Annotated in this window: 20 protein-coding genes and 1 tRNA gene; 8 read left to right on the top strand and 13 right to left on the bottom strand. The window is 70.4% G+C overall.

From position 1 onward, the window contains the following. Position 1: 1 nt before the first annotated feature. From ACLQ29_RS06930 to ACLQ29_RS06910, 5 genes are read right to left on the bottom strand one after another with little or no spacing between them, the layout of a single operon-like run. On the bottom strand, positions 2–1,507 hold the full coding sequence (locus tag ACLQ29_RS06930) for a peptidoglycan D,D-transpeptidase FtsI family protein (RefSeq protein ID WP_425770831.1): 1,506 nt from the start codon (positions 1,505–1,507) through the stop codon (positions 2–4). Further along, entirely contained in the window at positions 1,504–2,994 is a 1,491-nt protein-coding gene (locus tag ACLQ29_RS06925; protein ID WP_425770830.1) for an FtsW/RodA/SpoVE family cell cycle protein, read from the bottom strand. Before ACLQ29_RS06925 ends, ACLQ29_RS06930 begins: the two co-directional genes overlap by 4 nt. A gap of 30 nt (positions 2,995–3,024) precedes the next feature. After that, entirely contained in the window at positions 3,025–4,488 is a 1,464-nt protein-coding gene (locus ACLQ29_RS06920; RefSeq protein ID WP_425770829.1) for a protein phosphatase 2C domain-containing protein, read from the bottom strand. After that, entirely contained in the window at positions 4,485–4,970 is a 486-nt protein-coding gene (locus ACLQ29_RS06915; RefSeq protein ID WP_425770828.1) for an FHA domain-containing protein FhaB/FipA, read from the bottom strand. The genes ACLQ29_RS06920 and ACLQ29_RS06915 overlap by 4 nt, the downstream gene beginning before the upstream one ends. A 6-nt stretch (positions 4,971–4,976) precedes the next feature. Continuing rightward, on the bottom strand, positions 4,977–5,765 hold the full coding sequence (locus ACLQ29_RS06910; RefSeq protein WP_007454122.1) for an FhaA domain-containing protein: 789 nt from the start codon (positions 5,763–5,765) through the stop codon (positions 4,977–4,979). Positions 5,766–5,971: 206 nt separating this feature from the next. Here ACLQ29_RS06910 and ACLQ29_RS06905 point away from each other — a divergent pair. The 3 genes from ACLQ29_RS06905 to ACLQ29_RS06895 all read left to right on the top strand — a co-directional run bounded on the left by ACLQ29_RS06905 (position 5,972) and on the right by ACLQ29_RS06895 (position 8,040). Further along, positions 5,972–6,057, top strand: a tRNA-Leu gene (locus ACLQ29_RS06905). A 64-nt stretch (positions 6,058–6,121) separates the two neighbouring features. Then, positions 6,122–7,237, top strand: a complete 1,116-nt coding sequence (locus tag ACLQ29_RS06900) for an NAD-dependent epimerase/dehydratase family protein (RefSeq protein WP_425770827.1) — start codon at positions 6,122–6,124, stop codon at positions 7,235–7,237. After that, a complete protein-coding gene (locus tag ACLQ29_RS06895; protein WP_425770826.1) occupies positions 7,234–8,040 on the top strand; it encodes a WecB/TagA/CpsF family glycosyltransferase in 807 nt (268 codons plus the stop codon). Before ACLQ29_RS06900 ends, ACLQ29_RS06895 begins: the two co-directional genes overlap by 4 nt. A 65-nt stretch (positions 8,041–8,105) precedes the next feature. On the opposite strand, the gene ACLQ29_RS06890 is transcribed toward ACLQ29_RS06895, so the two are convergent. Beyond that, complete coding sequence (locus ACLQ29_RS06890) at positions 8,106–9,662, bottom strand: S8 family peptidase (protein ID WP_425770825.1); 1,557 nt, start codon at positions 9,660–9,662, stop codon at positions 8,106–8,108. A gap of 215 nt (positions 9,663–9,877) precedes the next feature. Here ACLQ29_RS06890 and ACLQ29_RS06885 point away from each other — a divergent pair, with 215 nt between their 5' ends. Further along, the gene (locus ACLQ29_RS06885; RefSeq protein ID WP_425770824.1) at positions 9,878–10,477 is read left to right on the top strand and encodes a hypothetical protein; all 600 of its coding nucleotides are present in this window, start codon (positions 9,878–9,880) and stop codon (positions 10,475–10,477) included. Here ACLQ29_RS06885 and ACLQ29_RS06880 read toward each other — a convergent pair. From ACLQ29_RS06880 to ACLQ29_RS06870, 3 genes are all read right to left on the bottom strand, one after another. Beyond that, positions 10,445–10,834 carry a hypothetical protein gene (locus tag ACLQ29_RS06880; protein WP_425770823.1) on the bottom strand — a complete coding sequence of 130 codons (390 nt, stop codon included), beginning with the start codon at positions 10,832–10,834 and terminating at the stop codon, positions 10,445–10,447. The genes ACLQ29_RS06885 and ACLQ29_RS06880 overlap by 33 nt on opposite strands. A 209-nt stretch (positions 10,835–11,043) precedes the next feature. Next, positions 11,044–11,265 carry a DUF397 domain-containing protein gene (locus tag ACLQ29_RS06875; protein ID WP_425770822.1) on the bottom strand — a complete coding sequence of 74 codons (222 nt, stop codon included), beginning with the start codon at positions 11,263–11,265 and terminating at the stop codon, positions 11,044–11,046. After that, complete coding sequence (locus ACLQ29_RS06870; protein ID WP_425770821.1) at positions 11,235–12,116, bottom strand: helix-turn-helix domain-containing protein; 882 nt, start codon at positions 12,114–12,116, stop codon at positions 11,235–11,237. Before ACLQ29_RS06870 ends, ACLQ29_RS06875 begins: the two co-directional genes overlap by 31 nt. Before the next feature lie 626 nt (positions 12,117–12,742). Between ACLQ29_RS06870 and ACLQ29_RS06865 the strand changes: the two genes are divergently transcribed. Further along, positions 12,743–13,027 carry a hypothetical protein gene (locus tag ACLQ29_RS06865; RefSeq protein ID WP_393365161.1) on the top strand — a complete coding sequence of 95 codons (285 nt, stop codon included), beginning with the start codon at positions 12,743–12,745 and terminating at the stop codon, positions 13,025–13,027. Between the two features lie 104 nt (positions 13,028–13,131). After that, a complete protein-coding gene (locus ACLQ29_RS06860) occupies positions 13,132–13,575 on the top strand; it encodes a hypothetical protein (protein ID WP_425770820.1) in 444 nt (147 codons plus the stop codon). A 7-nt stretch (positions 13,576–13,582) separates the two neighbouring features. Here ACLQ29_RS06860 and ACLQ29_RS06855 read toward each other — a convergent pair whose 3' ends face one another. Together ACLQ29_RS06855 and ACLQ29_RS06850 are read right to left on the bottom strand one after the other, a co-directional pair. Further along, positions 13,583–14,539 carry a PASTA domain-containing protein gene (locus ACLQ29_RS06855; protein WP_425770819.1) on the bottom strand — a complete coding sequence of 319 codons (957 nt, stop codon included), beginning with the start codon at positions 14,537–14,539 and terminating at the stop codon, positions 13,583–13,585. A 157-nt stretch (positions 14,540–14,696) separates the two neighbouring features. After that, complete coding sequence (locus tag ACLQ29_RS06850; protein WP_425770818.1) at positions 14,697–15,383, bottom strand: PASTA domain-containing protein; 687 nt, start codon at positions 15,381–15,383, stop codon at positions 14,697–14,699. Positions 15,384–15,509: 126 nt separating this feature from the next. Here ACLQ29_RS06850 and ACLQ29_RS06845 point away from each other — a divergent pair, with 126 nt between their 5' ends. Continuing rightward, the gene (locus ACLQ29_RS06845; protein WP_425770817.1) at positions 15,510–16,928 is read left to right on the top strand and encodes a hypothetical protein; all 1,419 of its coding nucleotides are present in this window, start codon (positions 15,510–15,512) and stop codon (positions 16,926–16,928) included. Between the two features lie 109 nt (positions 16,929–17,037). Here the strand turns inward: ACLQ29_RS06845 and ACLQ29_RS06840 are convergent, their stop codons facing one another. Both ACLQ29_RS06840 and ACLQ29_RS06835 read right to left on the bottom strand, forming a co-directional pair. After that, positions 17,038–18,516 carry a glutamate--cysteine ligase gene (locus ACLQ29_RS06840; protein ID WP_425770816.1) on the bottom strand — a complete coding sequence of 493 codons (1,479 nt, stop codon included), beginning with the start codon at positions 18,514–18,516 and terminating at the stop codon, positions 17,038–17,040. Positions 18,517–18,810: 294 nt separating this feature from the next. Further along, positions 18,811–19,392 (bottom strand): YceI family protein, encoded by a 582-nt coding sequence (locus tag ACLQ29_RS06835; RefSeq protein WP_393365150.1) that lies wholly within the window; start codon positions 19,390–19,392, stop codon positions 18,811–18,813. A gap of 99 nt (positions 19,393–19,491) precedes the next feature. Between ACLQ29_RS06835 and ACLQ29_RS06830 the strand changes: the two genes are divergently transcribed. Beyond that, positions 19,492–19,998 (top strand): MarR family winged helix-turn-helix transcriptional regulator, encoded by a 507-nt coding sequence (locus tag ACLQ29_RS06830; protein ID WP_425770815.1) that lies wholly within the window; start codon positions 19,492–19,494, stop codon positions 19,996–19,998. Positions 19,999–20,216: the final 218 nt, after the last annotated feature.

The raw sequence follows: 20,216 nt of genomic DNA, 5'->3' as shown, positions 1-20,216 counted from the left end.
GTCAGCGCCCCCCGGGTTCGGCGATCGCGGCCCGCATGATCTGGCCGGCGATCCGGGCCGCCTCGCCGCTGCCGCCGGGACCGGCCTGTTCGAGCATCACGCAGACCGCGGAGATCGGGGTGCCGTTCTTGTCCATGACGAAGCCGATGAACCAGCCGTGGTCGGGCCGGTCCGGCGCGGACTGCGCGGTGCCGGTCTTGCCGCCGACCGTGTAACCGCTGATCGCGGCCTTCCGGCCGGTGCCGTTCTGGACGACGCTGACCATCATCTCGCGCAGGTCGGCGGCGACCTGCGGCTCGACGGGCTGACGCAGCTCCCGCGGCTTCGCGGTGTCGTAGCTGGTGGTCCGGTCCGGGGCGAGCAGCTGCTGCACCAGGTAGGGACGCATCTGGCTGCCGTTGTTGGCGATCGCGCTGGCGATCATGGCGCCTTCGAGCGGGGTCATCCGGACGTTGTTCTGACCGATCGAGGACTGGGCCAGTGCGGCCTGGTCGGTGCTGCCGTCCGGGTTCTGGATGTCCCCGGTCCGGCTTGCCGCCGTGGGCAGACCGTCCTCGCCAAGGTGACCGACGGTGAGGTCCTCCTGCTCGAAACCGAACTGCCGGGCCTTCTCCTTGAGAGTGTCGGCGCCGAGCCGCACGCCGAGCTGCGCGAAGCCGGTGTTGCACGACTCGGTGACCGCGTCCAGCAGGGTGACCTTCGCCTGCGGGCAGATCGACGGATCGGCGTTGCGGATCGGGGTGCCGGAGGTGGGCGGCGTGTAGCTGGGGCTGGCCGGGATCTGGGTGCTCTTGCTGACGCCGTTCTCCAGCGCCGCCGCGGCGACCACGATCTTGAACGTGGAGCCCGGCGGCAGCGTCTCGGCCAGCGCCCGGTTCTTCAGAGGGCCCGCCGGGTCCTGATCCAGCTTCTTGAACCCCGCGACCGCCACCTTGTCGTCATGGCTGGCCAGCGGGTTCGGGTCGAAGCTGGGCATGGAGACAAGCGCCTGCACCGCCCCGGTACGCGGGTCGATCGCGATGGCCGCGCCCCGCTTCGCCCCCACCTGGTTGTTGCGTAGCTGGTTGTACGCCGTGTCCTGGGCCTTCTTCGAGAGGCTGAGCAGCACGTTGCCGCCACCGCTCTCGTCGCCGGTGAACATGTCCTTGATCCGGTCGCCGATCAGCTGGTCGCTGGTGCCGGCCAGGAAGTCGTTCTCCACCTGCTCGATGCCCTTGTCGGCCAGGCTGACCGGCTTGTAGCCGAGCACGTGGGCGTACTCCGCGCCGCCCGGGTAGGTGCGCTGGAACTTGAGCTTGCCGGTGGTCTCCTTGCTGGTGGCCAGGGCCGTGCCGCCAGCCTCGATGTTGCCGCGCTTGCGCTTGTAGTCGGCCACCTGGACGCGGCCGTTGTAGTCGCTGGTGCGGTACTCGTCGGCCTTCTGGAACTGCACCCAGTTGAGGTTGGCGAAGAGCAGGCCGAACAGGACCATGACGACGACGCCGACGCGGCGCAGTGGTGCGTTCACGGCTTGATCACCTCCGTGGGAGCACCGTGCAGCTGCTCCGGGGCACCACCGGTGGGTCGGGCGGCCTTGCTGGCGCTCCCGCCGACCGGCCGGCGGGCGCCGTCGGAGACCCGCAACAGCACCGCGATGAGCAACCAGTTGGCCATCAACGACGAGCCACCGGCGGACAGGAACGGGGTGGTCTGACCGGTCAACGGAATGAGCTTGCTGATCCCGCCGACGATCACGAAGACCTGGAGGCCGAGAGTGAACGCCAGACCGCCGGCGAGGAGCTTGCCGAACGAGTCCCGGACCGCGAGCGCGGCCCGCAGCCCACGCTCCACGATCAACAGGTAGACGACAAGCAGGGCGGAGAGACCGAAGAGGCCGAGCTCCTCGCCCATGCCGGCGAAGATGAAGTCGTTCTGCACCTCGGGCAGGATGTCCGGCTGACCGCCACCCGGCCCGGCGCCGAAGAGCCCGCCCGTGCCCAGGGCGAGCAGGCCCTGGACGAGCTGGTAGCCCTTGTCGGTCGGGTCGGCGAACGGGTCGAGCCAGATCTCCGCCCGGACGTAGAAGTTGGCGAACGGGCCGCCGACCGTCGAGCCGAGGACGTAGGCGAGGTACGCCCCGCCGAAGAAGAGGACGAGACCGATCAGCAGCCAGCTGACCCGTTCGGTGGCGATGTAGAGCGTCACCACGAACATGCCGAAGTACAGCAGCGACGTGCCCAGGTCCTTCTCGAACACGAGCACCAGGAGGCTGACCAGCCAGACGCCGACCACCGGGCCGAGGTCGCGCCCGCGCGGGAAGTCGATGCCGAGGAAACGTCGGCTCGCCAGCGAGAGCACCTCGCGCTTACGGACCAGGTAGTAGGCGAAGAAGACCAGCAGCGCCAGCTTGGCGAACTCACCCGGCTGGATGGAGAAGCTGCCGAGATCGATCCACAGCTTCGCGCCGTTTCTCTCGGAGATGCTCGCCGGCAGCACCGCCGGGAGCATCACCAGCACGATGCCGGCCAACCCCAGGGTGTACGCGTATCGCGAGATCGACCGGTGGTCGCGCATGATGGCGAGCAGGCTGGCGGCGAGGATCACCGCACCGAGCGTCCAGGCCAACTGGCGCCCGCCCTGCCCGGCGAAGATGGCCAGGCTCTCCCGCTCGGCCACCGGGGCGTCGCCCAGGTCGATCCGGCGGAGGAAGCCCACCCCGAGCCCGTTGAGCAGGGCCACCGCCGGCAACAGCGCCGGATCGGCGAACGGGGCGAGGAATCGGATGATCAGGTGCAGACCGAGGAAGACCGCGCCGAGCGCGGCGGCGGGCATCCAGAAGTCCGGGGTGACGGTGTCGAGCAGGTTCGCCTCGACGGTCGCCCCGTACGCGGCCACCAACGCCATGGCGAGCAGCAGAAGGGACAGCTCGGCGTTGCGGCGCGACCGCGCCAGGCGTACGCCGGACTGCTCGCCCGCGGTGGCGGGCGAGGGTGCCGGTGTGGCCGCTACGGTCACAGGTGGAATCCTCGGGATCTCAGCCGACGCTCACTCAGGAGATCGGCAGGCGGCCGGGTCGAGCGCCGGCGTGGCCGAGTCGGAGGGCGTGTTGTCGGGCGTGGTGGACGAACCGGTCGCACCGACAGCGGCGGTGTTACCGACGGTCGGGCTCGCGCCGACAACCCCGTTGGAGGTCGGCGACGCGATGATGCTCGGGCTGCCGTTCGGGCTCGGCGAGGGATCGGCGGGTGTCGGCGTGCCGCTCGTCGGTGTGGTCGGATCGAGCGGGCAGAGCGGCTTCAGGTTGGGGTTGCTCGGGGTGTCGCTTGTCAGCTCGGCGAGCTGGCGTTCGGCGTCCGGCTCGCTCTTGGCCCGGATGCCGACCCGGACGGTGTCCTGCGCCGCGACCGTGAGGTCGTCGAGCCGGGTGCCGCTGCGGCGGTGCACGGTGGAGAGGTCCATCCCGGCGATCTCACCCTGGACGCCACGGAAGACGGCGACCTGGCCCTCCTCGGTGGCTCCCACGTAGTACTGCCGCTGCGTGTACGTCCAGCCCCCGAAGGCGCCGCCACCGACGATCACCAGTAGGGCCGCCGCCATGGCGACGGTCCGCACCGGGCGGCGCTTCGGCCGGTCCGGTTCGTCGTCCGAGGCCGCTGGCTCCTCGGGCACGGCCGGCCGCGGCGCGGCGAGCGCCGAGGCTCGGGCGGCCGGAGTCGAGTTGTCCGCGGAGGTCGCCATCCCCCGGTCGCGGGCGGCGGCACCGCCGACGATCGGGCTCGCCTCGACGATGTCCTGGTCCGTGGCATCGGCGATGATCACGGTGATGTTGTCCGGTCCGCCGCCGCGCAGCGCGAGCTGCACCAGCCGCTCGACGCACTGCTGCGGGTCGGTGTATTCCCGCAGGGTCTCACCGATGGTCTCGGCGCTGACCACACCCGACAGGCCGTCGCTGCAGATCAGGTACCGGTCGCCGGGCAGCACCTGGCGCACCGAGTATTCCGGGTCGATGTCCCGGCCGTCGAGGGCCCGGGTGAGCAGCGACCGCTGCGGGTGGCTGCTCGCCTCCTCGGCGCTGATCCGACCCTCGTCGACGAGCATCTGGACGTACGTGTCGTCCTTGGTGATCTGCGCGAAGTCGCCGTTGCGGAGCAGGTAGGCCCGCGAGTCGCCGATGTGGACCATCCCCAGCTTGCTGCCGGTGAAGAGGGTCGCCGTCAGCGTGGTGCCCATCCCCTCCAACTGCGGGTTGGCGTCCACCGTGTCGCGGAGTTGTTGGTTGGCGGTGCCCACGGCCGAACGCAACGCGTCGACGAGAGCGTCCCCTGGGACGTCCTCGTCGAGCGGCGCCATGGCACCGATGACGATGTTGCTGGCGACGTCACCGGCGGCCATGCCGCCCATGCCGTCGGCAACGGCGAGTAGCCGCGGCCCGGCGTAGACGGAGTCTTGATTACCGTCTCGGATCAGACCGCGGTCGCTGTGGGCCGCATAGCGCAGGGTCAGAGTCATGGCCGTAATTCGAGGGAAGTGCGGCCGATCCGGATCGGCACGCCGAGGGGGACGGGGGTTGGTCCGGTGACCTTAGCGCGATCAAGGTACGTGCCGTTAGTCGAGCCGAGGTCCTCGACGTACCACTGCCCGTCACGCGCCAAGAGCCGGGCGTGTCGCGCGGAGGCGTAGTCGTCGGTGATGACCAGGGTGGAGTCCTCGGCCCGACCAATGGTGATCTGCGCGTCACCCAGAGTGATTTTGGTGCCGGCCAGCTGACCGGCTGTCACTACCAGCTGGTGCGCCGCCCTGCCCCGCTTCACCTTCGCCGGCTTCGCCGCCTGCCCCGTCGAGGCGCCGACCGCGCGTGGCGCGGCCACCAGACGACCGGAGCGGGCGCCCGCGAAGAGATCCCGGCGAATCACGCCCACCACTGTGAACACGAAGATCCACAGCAGGATCAGGAATCCGAACCGGGCAACGGTGATGACCAGTTCCGGCAAGGCGGGTCAGCCGTCCACGCGGAAGGTCAGCGTCGTCGTCCCGAGCTGGACCATGTCACCAGGGTTGAGCGCGACAGCGGAGACCCGCTGCCCGTTGACCATGGTGCCGTTGGTCGACCCCAGATCGGTCAGCACGACCTGACCCCCGTCGAAATCCAACCGGGCGTGTCGCCGGGAGATGCCGACGTCGGGCAGACGCAGGTTGGCCTGATCGCCGCGACCGATCACCGTCGACCCCATCTGAAGGGGGTAGGTGCGACCGTCGCCGGAGACCAGCCGCACGTTGCGACCGCCACCGTGCCCGGGCGGAGGGCCGTAGCCACCACCCTGGTCGTACGCGGGGTAGGCGGGCGGGCCGGCGTCGTAGCCGGGTGCCGACACCGGGGCGACCTCGCCGCCGGTGTAGACCTCGGCCGTGACACGGAACATGCCCGTGTCCAGGCCCTCGCCTCGCTCGATCTCGACGATCACGTCGCCATAGACCGTCCAGGCCTGCTCGCCGATGAACTCCGCCTGCGACTGGGCCAACTCCTGGGCCAGCGCAGCGGCGTACGGCGCCAGCCGACTGTGGTCGAACGGCGAGAGATCGATCACGTAGCGGTTGGGCACCAACGTGCGCCCACCGGCCAGGATCGCCTTGTGCGCCTCGGCCTCCCGCTGCATGGCGTTGAGGATCTCCACGGGGTGGACCACCCCTTTGAAGACCTTGGCGAAGGCCCCTTCGACCAGGCCTTCCAGACGCTTCTCGAAGCGTTGCAGCACGCTCACCGGCTCCTCCTCGGGTCCCGAGGACATGATGGTATCCGGCCGGCGCGCGCGCAGCTCACACGCCGCTCGGCCACCTGCTCCCGACCCGTTCGGAAGGGCCGGGACTGCCGTGCTAATCTTTCGTCCGCCACGAACGGTAATCGTTCCTGGCGAGCGTCTGGGACAGCGTAGTATTCCCGAGGCCGCTGGAGACAGCGGGGCCGGGGCGGCTACAGTGTTCCGGGTCGTGCCACGGGGATGTGGCGGAATGGCAGACGCGCACGGTTCAGGTCCGTGTGCCCGAAAGGGCGTGGGGGTTCAACTCCCCCCATCCCCACCACCGACGAGGGCTCCGCTTACCGCGGGGCCCTTCCGTCATATCGGGGCGGGCCGGGCGCCAAGCTATGCTGCGATGGATTCTGTCTCCGATGGACCAGGAGTGGCGTGTGAGTGTCGCGTTGGTGACAGGGTCGGGTGGCCTGATCGGCTCCGAGGCGGTCCGGCACTTCGCCGGCCTCGGTCTGGACGTCGTCGGCATCGACAACGACATGCGCCGGTATTTCTTCGGCGAGGACGGCTCCACATCCTGGAGTCTGGAGCGGCTCGCTCGTGACCTGGGCAACTCGTACACCCATTTCGCGGTGGACATCCGGGACCGGGACGGCCTGGAGCAGGTTTTCAAGAAGTACGGCTCGGACATCGCCGTGGTGATCCACAGCGCCGCTCAGCCGAGCCACGACTGGGCGGCCAAGGAGCCGTACACGGACTTCGACGTCAACGCCGGCGGCACGCTCAACATCCTGGAGAACACCCGCCGCCACGCGATCGACGCGCCGTTCATCCACTGCTCGACGAACAAGGTCTACGGCGACCGGCCCAACAGCCTGCCCCTGATCGAGCTGGAGACGCGGTACGAGCTGCCCGAGGACCACCGCTGGTACCAGGGCATCACCGAAGAGATGTCGATCGACCACTCGCTGCACTCGGTCTTCGGCGCCTCGAAGGTCGCGGCGGACGTGATGGTCCAGGAGTACGGGCGCTACTTCGACATGAAGACCGCCTGCTTCCGGGGCGGCACGCTCACCGGTCCGGCGCACTCGGCCGCCGAGTTGCACGGGTTCCTGGCGTACCTGATGCGCTGCGTCATGGAGGGCCGGACATACAACCTGTTCGGCTACAAGGGCAAGATGGTCCGGGACGCGATCCACTCCCACGACGTGCTCACCGCGTTCGAGGCGTTCTTCCGGGCCCCGCGATCCGCCGAGGTCTACAACCTCGGTGGCGGCCGGCACTCCAACACCTCCCACATCGAGGCGTTCCGGATCGCGGAGGAGATCACCGGCCGCGAGGCGCGGATCAACTACGTCGAGCAGAACCGCACAGGCGACCACCAGTGGTATGTCAGCAGCATGGCCCGGTTCGAGGAGCAGTACCCGGACTGGAAGATCACTTACGACGTGCCGATGATCCTGCGGGAGATCTACGAGGCCAACGTGGGTAAGTGGGTATTCAAGGCATGACCGCGCGGACCAAGCGCAACGTACTCGGCGTCCTGGTCGACGCCACCGACTACGCGACGGCGACCGATGCGGTGGTGACCGCAGCGCACGAGCGGCGTCCGCTCGCGCTCACCGCGTTGGCCGTGCACGGCGTGATGACCGGGGTGCTCGATCCGGCGCACAACGCGCGGCTCAACTCCTTCGACGTGGTCACGCCGGACGGGCAGCCGGTGCGGTGGGCGCTCAACCTGCTGCACCACGCCGGGCTCTCCGACCGGGTCTACGGGCCGACGTTGACCCTGCACGTGCTGTCGCGGTTCGCCGACGAGGGGCTGCCGGTCTACCTCTACGGCTCGACCGAGGAAACCCTCGGCCGGTTGATCCCGGCGCTGGAGCGGATGTTCCCGGCCCTGAAGATCGCCGGGGTGGAGCCGTCCAAGTTTCGGGCCGCCCAGCCGGGTGAGGACGTCGAGATCGCCGACCGCATCCGATCCAGCGGCGCCCGGCTGGTCCTGGTCGGGCTGGGCTGCCCGCGCCAGGAGGTCTTCGCGTACGCCATGCGACCGCTGCTGGACATGCCGTTGATGGCTGTCGGCGCGGCCTTCGACTACCACGCCGGGCTGCTCCGCCAGCCCCCGCCCTGGATGCAGCGCGCCGGTCTGGAGTGGTTCTGGCGTCTCGGTCTGGAGCCGAAGCGGCTCTGGCGCCGCTACGTCATCCTCAACCCGGCCTACCTGAGCCGGCTCGCCGCCCAGAAGATCGGTCTGTGGAAGGCCCGGCCGCCGGCGCCGGCCAGCGAGCGGCTGACGACCTTCTCGGTCTGATCCGATCCGTACGGCACGAGGCCCCATCCGGTCCACCGGATGGGGCCTCGGTCGGGTGGGAACGATCAGACGGTCAGGGTCCAGGTGTTGATGTAGCCGGTGTCGGCCGCGTAGGTGTCCCGCACCTGGAGCCGCCAGATGCCGTCGGCGGCCTCACCGGAGACGTTCACCGTGTAGGTGGCGTTCACGTTGTCGGCGCTGTCCGAGGTGCTGCTGTTCTTCAGCCGGTACGCGCTGCCGTCCGGGGCGAGCAGGTCGATGACCAGGTCACCCCGGTAGGTGTGGACGATGTTCACCGCGACGGTGGAGGCCGACGAGGCGTTGCGTCCACAGCCGGAGATGGTGATGGAGCTGGTCACCGCCGAGCCGGCGTCCGGGATCGACACGTCGGAGCCGTTGGTGCCGGTGCAGCCGGTGGGCGGCGGCGGGGTGCTGCCGGTGCCCACGTAGAGCAGCAGGTTCGGTGAGCCCGAGCCGGGGTTGCCGACCACGTTGGCCGTCGCGTTGGCCACCAGTTGGTTGCGGACCTGCGCTGGCGTCCAGCTCGGGTTGGCGCTGGCCACCAGGGCCGCCGCTCCGACCACGTGCGGAGTGGCCATCGAGGTGCCGCTGATCGTGTTGGTCGCGGTGTTGCTGTTGTACCAGGCCGAGGTGATCGACGAGCCCGGCGCGAAGAGGTCCAGGCAGGTGCCGACGTTGGAGAACGACGACCGGGCGTCCGAGCTGGTCGTCGAGCCCACCGTGATGGCCTCCGTGGTACGTGCCGGCGAGGTGTTGCACGCGTTCGCGCCGTTGTCGTTGCCGGCCGCCAGGCCGTACGTCACCCCCGAGGCGATCGAGTTACGCACCGCGTTGTCGAGTGAGCTGTTCGCGCCGCCACCGAGGCTCATGTTCGCCACCGCCGGCTTGATCGCGTTCGCGGTGACCCAGTCGACGCCGGCGATCACGCCGGCGTTGGTGCCGCTGCCGGAGCAGTTCAGCACCCGTACGCCGACGATCTGGACGGCCTTGGCCACCCCGTAGCTGGACCCGCCGACGGTGCCGGCGACGTGCGTGCCGTGCCCGTTGCAGTCGTCGGCCGACCCGCCGTCGACCGCGTCGTAGCCGGAGGTGGCCCGGCCGCCGAAGTCGTTGTGGGAGAACCGGATGCCGGTGTCGATGATGTAGGCGTGCACGTTGCTTGCCGTGTTGGGGTAGGTGTAGGAGCTGTCCAGCGGCAGGTTGCGCTGGTCGATCCGGTCCAGGCCCCAGGAGGGCGGGTTGGCCTGCGTGCCGGAGATGGACACGGTGTGGTTCTGCTCGACGTACGCCACCGCCGGGTCGGCCGCGATCCGCGCCGCCGCGCTCGCGCTCACCGTGACCTCGAAACCGCGCAGCGCCGCGCCGTAGGTGCGGGCCACCGTGCCGCCGTGGCGGCCGGAGAGCCGCTTCGCGGTGTCGCCGACCCGGTCGCGGGCCACGGCGCTGTCCTTGAGAACGACGATGTAGCTGTCCGGTACGGCGGTGGCTCCGCCGGCGGCCCTGACCACACCGACAGGTTCGGCGGCCAGGGCTGGCGTGCCGACGGCAAGCACCGTCGCCGCAGCCACCCCGACCAGTACGGACCTTCGTGGAAGACCCATCTCCAACCTCCCTCTGACCGGTGGCGGAACATGACCACCGGTCCCAACATCAATCGACTATCGCCGATCTAGCTGAGGGTAGGTCAGCGACCGTGCGGTTGGACATGCCGGATCATCCATATCTCCGTGCGATGACCCCTACGGGCCGGGCGTCCGGGGTGAACGGGGGACCGGCCCGGATTCGCCCCGCCGTGATTCGGGAAAGACTCTCGAACATGGAGAGTCACCTCACCATCCTGCTTCCGATCGCCGCCGTCTGGCTGGCCGCCGGTGTCGTCGCCGACGGGCTTCCCCGGCTGCGCAACACCCGCATGCTGCGCCGGCGTACCGGATGGTTGCTGGTGCTGGCCCTCACCGGCGTGGCGCTCACCGCGGCCGTGCTCGGCGGCGGTCTGCTCAGTGCCGGCACCGCGCCTGTCGACCGGGCCGCCGCCGGGCTCACCCTGGCCGCCGGTCCGGCGCTGGTGACGACGGTCTGCTCCCTACGGCGGATCCGCCGGCTGCGGGCCGGGGCGGGCGCGTTCGCCAGCGCTCCCGGCACGCCCGCTCCACACGGGCTGCGCGCCGCCGCGGCCCACCCACTCGTCGGCCTGCCGCTTCAGGTGACCGCCCTGGCCACGGTGCCGGCGGTGATCGCGGCGGTCGGCACCGACCTCGGAGCCGACCCGGGAGTCACCGGGCCGGCGATCACTGTGGGCGCGCTCGCGGTGATCGCCATCGGGGTCCGGCACGCGCTACGGCACAGCCGGTTCGCCGAGCGGGCGCAGCCCGCCGCTCCGCGATCAGCGCGGACGGCCGGCCCCCTGCACGTATAGCAACTCCAGGATCGCCCTGGTCGCCTCGAACCAGCGGTCCAGCCACTCCGACGACGGCAGGCTGCCCTTCGGCGGCAACTCCATCAGCAGACCGCGGAGCAGCGGATGGTCGGCCAGCGACCCGCTGGGCTCCATCGGCCAGCCGGTGGGCGGAAACGACGGCTCCACGAGTGGGTTCGGATCCAGCGAGGGCAGCGAGAGCGCCTCGGGGGCCGACGTGTCCCGCCCGCCGATCTCCTGGTCGGTCGACACCACCTCGGTCAACACGCTGTCCCGACGCGCTCCGCGGTACTTACCACCGAACCGCTCCGGTTTGGCCGCACCGCTGGTGAGATTGTCTGACCCCATCGTCGTCATCCGTCTCGCCTACCTCGCTCGGTTGCCGGTCGGTGCGACGGGTCGTCGACCTGCGCCGTACCGACCAGTTCAACGAGACGGGCGGCCTGTGGCGACGGGAATCCCGGCGGAACCTCGCCGGCCGTTCCCGGCGCGCCCGGACCTGCCCGGACACGGCAAGGCCTCCGTCCGGATCCGGATCCGGACGGAGGCCTCAGTTGACCACTCGGTCAGATCGCGCCGAACGCACCGCCTCGGGTGCCGCCGACGAAGGCGTGCCAGTCACTCGGTGCGAAAACCAGGGCCGGACCTGTCTTGTCCTTCGAGTCCCGCACTCCGACCGCCCCCGTCACGTACGCCACCTCCACGCAGTTGTCACAGTTCGGCCCGCTCTTCGAGCTCTTGAACCATGCTGCCTGCGTCAGGTCCACGGGGAACCTTTTGGTCGCCATTTCCACAACGGCTCCTCTGCCAGTTTTGCGATGTGTGCGATGGACTCCTCTGGACGTATGGCCGCGGCGCGGATGTGATCGAAGATGAAGCTGTACTTCTGCAGTTCGTCGCTCTTCTCGAGGAAAAGCCCACCCGTGGCGTTCTCCGCGTACACAACATCCGGATCACCGGCCTCAGGGAAGCTGAGGATCGTGAAGGTGCCGTCCATGCCGGCGTGCGCGCCCACCTCGAAGGGCAGGATCTGCAGCGTCACGTTCGGCAACTCGGCAACCTCGACCAACCGCTTGAGTTGGCCACGCATCACCTCGTCCCCGCCTACCGGCCGACGTACCACCGCCTCATCGAGTACCACCCACAGATCGACCGGATCGTCCTGGGTCAATAACGACTGACGGCCCAGACGGACACGCACCCTCTGGTGGACCTGATCGGCGGTGAAGTCCGGCCGAGCCGCGCGGATCATCGCTCCGGCGTACTCCTCGGTCTCCAGAAGGCCCGGCACGACCTGCTGTTCGTACGCCCGGATCGAACTCGCCGCCGCCTCCAGCCCGACGTACGCGCCGACGAGCACCGTGCTGTACGGATGCCACCAACCCTTCTGGCGGGCCTCCCGCGCGATCTGCACGAGCTCGTCGCTCTCGGCACCGACCACCCCGTAGATCCGCAGCATGTCGCGGACGTCGCGCGGGGTGGCGGTGGTGTGCCCGGTCTCGATCCGGGAGACCTTCGACGCCGAGCACTCCAACTGCTCGGCGACCATCTCGATGGTGATCCCGGCGGACTCACGCTGGCGGCGCAGCTCGGCACCGAGCCGCCGCCTTCTGATTGTGGGGCTGCGCCGCTCACTCATCGCGCAACCCGTGAGTCACTGGTCCCCGCCGCTGGTTGCTCGACCCCACCCGGGCTACCTCCGGTCGACGCGCCACTGGCTGACACCCGCCGGGGGCGCGACCGTCGTCCGGCGAACGTTCGCGACGAAGGGGGTGGTGCCGGTCCTCGGCCGGCCGCGACGGGCGAAACCGGCTCCCAGTGTGCCGTCCGTACGCGGAAGGCTTCAATAGGCCTTTCGCGGGATTCGCTCACGTATTGGCAAAAGTCGACGTGCAACTTGCATGAAGCACGTGCCTCATGCACTCTGTCCGTATGGCATGGGTTACTCAGCGTCTCGACCCGCTTCCTCGCAGTGGTGACCCCACCGAGGCGAGGAAGCCCGGCACGACGGGGGCCCAGCCGGCACAACCGAGACCTGCTCCGGGGTAATGACCCCGCCGCTGCAAGCCGGCAAGCTGCGGCGGCGGGCGCGGTTCCCGACAGCATCCGGGTGGTGGTCGGGTGGCGGCACGCCACCAGCGAGGTACGGCCCGACCATCACCATCCGCACCACCGGTCCACGAGGCACGACCCCGTCACCGGCCGAGACGTCCCCCGTTCAGGCACCGCCGGCACAGACGCCGGCCATCCTCCCCAGGAGCCCATGTGCTTCCCCGCACCGGTGACGTACTGCTCGTGACTCGCGCGGCGAGTGTCCAATTCCTCAGGCCCATCAAGTTCCGGGTGATCCGGGTGCTGGACTGGCCCACCTACGACGGTTGGCTCTGGCTCGACGGCTACGAGTTGAACGCCGCGGGAGACGCGGTCAACCGACGATCGATCTTCGTCCAGCGCGACGGGCTGGAGCGGCTACAGGCGGCCCCCGAGCCCCGCCCGCACACCGTACGGGCCCGGCGACCGGTCACCCGTACCCCGCTCCGGGTCGGCTGACCGACGCGATCCGCCGCCGGTGGGCGTGCCGTCGCCATAGAATTGGTACGCCCACCCCGGCACCGTTCCACCCGCGCGTCCAGGACCCTGACCCTGGGATGGTCATGGTCAATCAGCCCGCCTTGCGGCGGCACCACCGCTCCCGTATCGCCTATGTCTGTGGACTGCTCGCTCTCCTCGGGGCGATGGTCACCGTCCTGGTCCTCGTCCGCGACCCGGCGATGTCGTCCACCCGCCTGACCACACCGGTGCCCGCACCGGAGATCACCGTGGTCGACGACTACCCGCCGACGGACGACGGTCCACCGGCAGCCGAGGAATCCGACTGGCTCAGCGGCGACGCCCGGGGCGACCGTGCCGGCGTCACCGAGCCGACCGGGTCGGTGGCCGGCGGTGGCGCCGGCGGCCAGCAGCAGCTCAGCGAAGCGGCTCCGGCCGGGAACACCGCGACGGACACCCGCCGCTCCCTGTTCTGGTCCGGGATCTTCGGCCTCGCCATCTCACTGGCCGGCCTCGGCCTGGTCGGCACCCGCCGACGAATGTGGTGACCACAGGTCAGGGCGTGCCGGTCACCGTCGGGCTCGGCGCGGTCGGGCTCACCCCGGTCGAGGGCCGGGCCTGGGAGATGATCAACAGCACCTCGTCCTCGCTCGACACCGGTGTGCCAGATCCCGGCTCGGTGCCCACCACGGTCCCGGGCGGCAGCTCCGACGGCCGGTACACCACCTCGTAGGCAAGGCCGAGCCGGCTCAGCAAGCCCTCGGCGGTGGCCTGCGGCAGGCCGGCGAGCGGCGGCACCGGCACCTCGACCGGCGCGCTGCTCGGCGGCGGGCTGCTCGGTGCCTCGCTTGTCGGCGCGGCCGAGGTGGGGGACGCGCTTGTCGGCGCGGCACTTGTGGCACTGGCCGGCGGGACGGACGGGGTGGAGTCTGGATCGTCCCGATCGTCATCCTGCTTGGCGAGCACCAGCCAGAGCGCCCCGCCGAGCAGGCCGGCGAGCAGCAGCGCGAGCACACCCCACAGGATCGGCAACCACCATCGCCGAGCGCCCTGCTCCTCGACGTACCACTCCCCGGCTTCATCCGGCCGGGGCGGCCGGACCTCGGCCCGCCCGGACCACGACGGCGCGACCGACCGCTCGGCGGGCAGCCGCGTCGTCTGATCGGCGGGTGCGGTCGGAGCGGGCGGCGTGGCCGCTCGCGTCGGAGCGGGCGGGGTCGGGGCGGGCGGTGTGGCCGCTGGCGTCGGAGCGGGCGGCGTGGCCGGTGCGGTCGGAGCGGGCGGCGTGGCCGGACTACCCGGCGGGGTCGCGGCGGAACTGTCGATCGGCATGGTCTGGTCCGGCGACCCGGCGGGACGACCCGGGCCAGCCCGGTCGATCGGCGCCGTCTCGTCCGGCTCGCTCGTGGGTCGGGTCGGTCGCGGCGGCTCCGCCCGGTCGGCGGCCGGTGGCAGTGGGCGGGTCCGGTCGTCCTGCTCGCCGGCGGGAGGCTCCTGGCGGTCGTCGCTCATCGCACGTCCTTTCCCGAACCGGACGGGCGTCATGGCCCTCGACCGTCAACCTAGTCGCCCAACCAGCCAGCGGTGGGGACCAGCGGGCCGAGCCGCGCCGGTCACGGGCACGACGCGACTCCTCGGCGGCGACGACGATCGACTCACCGACCCCGGCTCAGGGGCTGGGCTTCACCGTCGGTTGTTCGGGTGCGCCCGCACCACACCAGATGCTGACCTCGTCGTTCCAGCGGGCCGAGCCGTCCTCGACCGGCTCCTGCCGAGCGACCTTTCCATTGCGGCCGCTTATGTAACGCGGGTAGAGGCCCTCGTCGACCAACTCGTCGACGGCTTTGGCGCAGTCCTTTCCGACCACGTCCGGCACCTCGGCCGCTGGAGCTGGCCCAGCCACCTGAAGCTCCACAGTCGTACCCCGGGTCACCGCGGTGCCCACGGCCGGTGCGGCGCTCTCGACATTGCGACCGGCTCCGCCGCCAAACACCAGCCGCCAGCCCAGCCGCTGCTCGCGCAGCATGTCCCGGGCCTGCACGAAGTCGGCGCCGACCACCGGTGGCACGGTCAGGCCGGTTCCTCTGGTCGCCGGGGCGGAGGTCCGGACGGCCGACGGCGTGGCCCGACCGGTGCTCGGCCGAGCCGCGGTGGCCCGGCTGGTCGGCGGGCCGGTCGTGGTCGCCGCGGCCAGCGGATCCCCCTGGGACTTGTCCCCGTCGCCGGCCAGCAGCCAGCCGCCGGTCGCGCCGATCGCGGCGAGCAGCACAACGGCCAACCCACCACCCAGCCACATGCTGGCTCGGCTCGCGCCGCCACCCGCGGCATCCTGCGGGCCCGTGCTCGTGTCCGTCATACCGCCCACCGCCTCATCACCGGCGACCGTACCGCCCGCCGCCCAATCCGCCGCACCGGCTGTCAGTCCATACCGGCGGGTCGTTGCGACTCGCCGCGCCGACGACGGGACGTTACGCTGCCCGGCATGGCCAGACAGGGCTGGGGAGTGTCGATCGCGACCGCGATCGGAATCGCTGCCGGCGCGGGCGCCGCGCAACTGGGCTTCGGCTACGGGCTCGGCGTCATCACCTGGACGCCCAGCGATGCGGGCGCCAGCGACACGGCCTGGGCCGACGGCCTCGCCTGGGCCACCTGGCTCGCCGCCAGCTCGACTGTCCTCGGCGCGGTCTGCGCGCAGCGGCTCCAGCAACGCGGCGCGCCGACGACGGCCGAGCCGCCGCTGACCGGCCCGACAGCGGCCGAGGTTTCCGACTCGGCGACCGCCACGGATCCACCTGCCGCCGACCGGCCCGGCCCGGACCCGACGGCCGGCCGATCGCCGCAGGTGACCGAGGCGGCGTCCGCCGACCGAGACGGCCTGCTGCGGCGGGTGGTCCTGGCGCTCGGCGCCGGGATCGGTGGGCTGGTCACCGTGCTGCTGATCGCCGTGCCAGCGCGGGTCGCGACCGGTGCCGACACCGGGGCGCCGCAACGGACCGCCGCCATGCAGGCGACGCTGGGCATCCTGATCGGCGTGCTCGTCGCCAGCTGGGCGCTTCGGTCCCGGGCAGCCGCGATGAACGTGACCGCGACCGCCGCCTGGCTCTGGCTGCTCGCGGTGGTCTCGGTGATCGACGGGGTACGCGTCGGACGCGGGCTGACGGGTGCCCAGCTCGGCACCTGGCACTTTGATCCGGACCACCCGCGGTACTGGATCTCCGACCAGCTCTACTGGCCCGGCGCGCTGTTGACGCTCGTGCCCGCGCTGCTGATCGGCGTGCTGGCTGCCCGGCGGACGGCCCGGTCGGCCGGGCACCGCGTAGGGGCCGCCGCCTCCGGTGCTGCGGGTCCGGTGCTGGTCGCGCTCGCCTACCTGACCACCCTGCCGCACTGGTCGACGCTGGGCCCCGCGCAGCTCTCCACCCAACTGATCGCCCCGTACGCGGTGATCGCGGGGATCGGCGGCTCGATGCTGGCCGCTGTCCTCGCCGATCGTGCCGAGCGGAGTCGGGCGGCCCACCGGAGCGCCTCCGCCGCAGCACCGAACCCCGAGCCGCACCCGGCAGTTCCGGCCGACTCGACGCAGGTCACCGTCGACGGGCCGACCCCTCGGACCGATCCGGCTCCAAACGCCGAACCCGACTCCGAGCCGTCGACCTCCCGCTCGTCCACGGCCACCGCGCATCGACGCGGCAGGACCGACTCCGCACCCCGGACAACCACGACAGGCGCCGCACCGGGTGCGGATGCCATGCCAGGTGCGGATGCCACGCCGTGGGTGCCCACACCGAGGGTGCCCGCACCGCGCACCGAACTATCCACCTCCGCCCCCGCAGAGGATCCGACACCAAGCGCCCGCCGCACCCGCGCATCCCGCCGATCCACCCGCCCCAGCTCCGACTAACCCCACCCCCGGCCCCGCCCCGCCTCGTTGATCATGAGGTTGTAGCCATCCGGCACGGCGTGTCGCGCCAATAACCTCATGATCGACGCGCTCTGGGGTGGGGTTGGAGTTAGGGGACAGGCCAGGTGTGGACTGGTTCGTTGGCGCGCTGGAGTTCCGCGTAGCGCTGGACCATGTGGTGCAGCGCGGCCGAGCGGTCCATGCCGTGCCGCCGCTCCGCCGACCACACCGCCTCGGTCTGCCAGACGGCTCCGTTGCGGCCGGTACGGCAGCGTTGCTCGATGATGCCGAGCAGCCGGTCCCGTTGCGCCGGGGCGACGCCGAAGCCGTCCAGGCCGGCGGCGGCGGTGGGCAGCAGCCGCTCCAGCACCAGCTTGGTCACCGGCACGTCACCGAGCCCGGGCCAGTGCAGCACGGCGTCGAGGCCGCGTCGGGCGGCGGCTTGGAAGTTCTCCTCGGCGGAGGAGAAGGTGAGTTGGCTCCAGATCGGGCGGTCCTCCTCGGCCAGACCCCGCGCCAGCCCGAAGTAGAAGGCCGCGTTGGCGAGCATGTCCACCACCGTCGGGCCGGCCGGCAGCACCCGGTTCTCCACTCGCAGGTGCGGACGGCCGTCCATGATGTCGTAGACCGGGCGGTTCCACCGGTAGACCGTGCCGTTGTGCAGTCTCAACTCCCCGAGCTGCGGCACACCGCCGGCATGCAGCACCTCCACCGGGTCCTCGTCCTCGCAGATCGGCAGCAGCGGCGGAAAATACCTGACGTTCTCCTCGAAGAGATCGAAGATCGACGTGATCCACCGTTCGCCGAACCACACCCGGGGCCGTACGCCCTGGGCCTTGAGCTCGTCGGGGCGAGTGTCGGTGGCCTGCTGGAACAGGGCGATCCGGGTCTCGGCCCACAGTTGACGCCCGTACAGGAAGGGGCTGTTCGCCCCGACCGCCACCTGCACCCCGGCGATGGCCTGGGAGGCGTTCCAGTAGTCGGCGAAGCTGTCCGGCGCGACCTGGAGGTGGAACTGGAGGCTTGTGCAGGCAGCCTCGGGGGCGATCGAGTCGGTGTGTGTCCGTAACTGCTCGACGCCACGGATGTCCAGCTCGATGTCCTCGCCGCGGGCGCCGACGATCTGGTCGTTGAGCACCCGGTAGCGCTCGTTCGTGGAGAGGTTGTCCTCGACCAGGTGCCCCTCGGTGAGGGTGGGCAGGATCCCGACCAGGACGATCTTCGCGTCGGACTTGGCCGCGCGTTCGTCGGCCCGGGAGAGGCTGCCGCGCAGGTCGTGTTCGTAGTCGGCGAAGCCGGTGCCCTCGATCAGTCGGGGTTCGGCGTTGAGTTCCAGGTTGAACTGTCCCAGCTCGGTCTGGAACAGCGGGTCGGCGATGTCGGCGAGGATCTCCTCGTTGCGCATCGCCGGTTCGGCCGCCGAGTCGACCAGGTTGAGCTCGATCTCCAGGCCGGTCATCGGCCGGTCGGCGTCGAACCCGAAGTCGTCCAACATGAGGGCGAAGACGTCCAGGCACCGTCGCACCTTCTGCCGGTAGCGGACGCGCTCATCCCGGGTGAAGGCGCCCTGCGCGACGTCCTTGCCCATGTGTCCTCCCGACAGCCGGCGCGGTCGGGATTCTTCCTCCCGGAAAGCGCATTGTGAACCCTTCACGGTAAGAGCGCCCACCTGACCGGGCCAGAGGCCGACGTCGGTGATCCGACATCGATCGGGGCGGGCGCACTCGTGGCGCCATCTGTACCCCGTTCGACCGAGCGACCGACGCGATGGCGGGCGAGCCGCCCGTGACAAATACCACGAGGTCGGCGTCGGAGGCGGAGACGACACCGGGCCCGCGCCGACGTGCGGCGTGGGCCCGGGGTACGGGTGATGCGGGGCAGATCAGGCCTGGCGGACGGCCTCGCCCTCGATCTCGATCTTGATCTTGCGGCTGACCAGCACGCCCCCGGTCTCCAGGGCGACGTTCCAGGTCAGGCCGAACTCCTCGCGGTCGATCTCGGTGCTCGCGGAGAAACCGAAGATGTCCTGACCGAACGGGCTGCGGCCGACACCCTCGAACTCCACCTCCAGCTCGACCGGCCGGGTGACGTCCTTGATGCTCAGCTCACCGGTGAGCACGAACTCGCTGCCACGACGGGACTTGACCCCGGTGCTGCGGAACTCGAGCGTCGGGAACTTCTCGGAGTCCAGGAACTCGGGGCTGCGCAGGTGCGCGTCCCGGTCGGTCTGGGTGGTGTCGATGCTGGCCGCCTGGATGGTCGCGACGACCGACGACTGCAGCGGGTCCTCGCCGATGGTGATGGTGGCGGTCGCCTCCTTGAACTCACCGCGCACCTTGCTCACCATCATGTGCCGCGCGACGAAGCCCACCCGCTTGTGCGCCACGTCGAGGGCGTAGGTGCCAGCCGCCGGGATGGTGAGGCCGTCCCAATCGCGGGTAACCGCATCGATGCTGCTGGTCATGCTGCTGTCCTCCAGAAGATTGTTTAGTAGCCCAACGACTGCTGCAGCAAATATAGTCGCAACAACATTCCCTCTGTCAAGTACTGGTAGGATTAACGAGTGACCAACGTCTTCGACGATCCCCGGATCACCGCCGTCGGCCTGCTCTTCGAGGCACACGCCGGGCTGTCAGCCCGGTTCAACGCCCAATTCGAGGAGCACGGCCTCTCCGCGGTCGAGTTCGAGGTCATCACCCGACTGGCCCGCTCGCCGGGCAACCAACTACGAATGACCGACCTGGCCGCGCAGACCTCGTTGTCGACAAGCGGCGTGACCCGCGTGGTGGACCGGATGGAACGTGACAGGTTGCTCATCCGCCGGGCCTGCCCGAACGACAGGCGCAGCTCGTACGCCGTGGTCACCGCCGCCGGGATGCAGCGTCTGAACGAGACGCTACCCGGGCATCTTCAGATGATCGAGCAGTGGTTCACCGGCCAACTCGACCCGGAGGCGCTGGCGGCCCTCCTCGACGGACTGCGTCGGGTGCGCGACGCCGCGCATCCGTGCGCCACCGCCGGCAGCGACGACGTCAGCCCGGAGCAGGAGGCTGCCGCCACCCGGCCCTGAGCCTCCGGGATCGACGGTTGCCAGCACCGGCAGAAAGACCGGCAGAACTGAGCCAGCCAAGCCGGAGAATTCCACCAAAACCGACATTCCGCTCTCGTAGGGGTGGCAGGCTTCCTGCACCGGGGATCACCGGGGGGTGACGGCGCGGGCGAACAGCGAGGGGTAGCACCAAGGGGGCTCTTCGTCCGCGCCACTCTCACCACGCCCACGCCCACGCC

The sequence above is a fragment of the Micromonospora sp. DT228 genome (genome assembly GCF_049841595.1).
Classification (GTDB): Bacteria; Actinomycetota; Actinomycetes; order Mycobacteriales; family Micromonosporaceae; genus Micromonospora.
The sequence above is the reverse complement of the archived record's forward strand: the minus strand, read 5'-3'. Positions and strand labels throughout refer to the sequence as shown.

Coding starts and splice junctions, on each gene's coding strand:
- ACLQ29_RS06920 (WP_425770829.1), bottom strand. CDS start 4,488: ATGACTCTGACCCTGCGCTATGCGGCCCACAGCGACCGCGGTCTGATC.
- ACLQ29_RS06910 (WP_007454122.1), bottom strand. CDS start 5,765: ATGTCCTCGGGACCCGAGGAGGAGCCGGTGAGCGTGCTGCAACGCTTC.
- ACLQ29_RS06900 (WP_425770827.1), top strand. CDS start 6,122: ATGCTGCGATGGATTCTGTCTCCGATGGACCAGGAGTGGCGTGTGAGT.
- ACLQ29_RS06895 (WP_425770826.1), top strand. CDS start 7,234: ATGACCGCGCGGACCAAGCGCAACGTACTCGGCGTCCTGGTCGACGCC.
- ACLQ29_RS06890 (WP_425770825.1), bottom strand. CDS start 9,662: ATGGGTCTTCCACGAAGGTCCGTACTGGTCGGGGTGGCTGCGGCGACG.
- ACLQ29_RS06885 (WP_425770824.1), top strand. CDS start 9,878: ATGGAGAGTCACCTCACCATCCTGCTTCCGATCGCCGCCGTCTGGCTG.
- ACLQ29_RS06880 (WP_425770823.1), bottom strand. CDS start 10,834: ATGACGACGATGGGGTCAGACAATCTCACCAGCGGTGCGGCCAAACCG.
- ACLQ29_RS06875 (WP_425770822.1), bottom strand. CDS start 11,265: ATGGCGACCAAAAGGTTCCCCGTGGACCTGACGCAGGCAGCATGGTTC.
- ACLQ29_RS06870 (WP_425770821.1), bottom strand. CDS start 12,116: ATGAGTGAGCGGCGCAGCCCCACAATCAGAAGGCGGCGGCTCGGTGCC.
- ACLQ29_RS06860 (WP_425770820.1), top strand. CDS start 13,132: ATGGTCAATCAGCCCGCCTTGCGGCGGCACCACCGCTCCCGTATCGCC.
- ACLQ29_RS06855 (WP_425770819.1), bottom strand. CDS start 14,539: ATGAGCGACGACCGCCAGGAGCCTCCCGCCGGCGAGCAGGACGACCGG.
- ACLQ29_RS06850 (WP_425770818.1), bottom strand. CDS start 15,383: ATGACGGACACGAGCACGGGCCCGCAGGATGCCGCGGGTGGCGGCGCG.
- ACLQ29_RS06845 (WP_425770817.1), top strand. CDS start 15,510: ATGGCCAGACAGGGCTGGGGAGTGTCGATCGCGACCGCGATCGGAATC.
- ACLQ29_RS06840 (WP_425770816.1), bottom strand. CDS start 18,516: ATGGGCAAGGACGTCGCGCAGGGCGCCTTCACCCGGGATGAGCGCGTC.
- ACLQ29_RS06835 (WP_393365150.1), bottom strand. CDS start 19,392: ATGACCAGCAGCATCGATGCGGTTACCCGCGATTGGGACGGCCTCACC.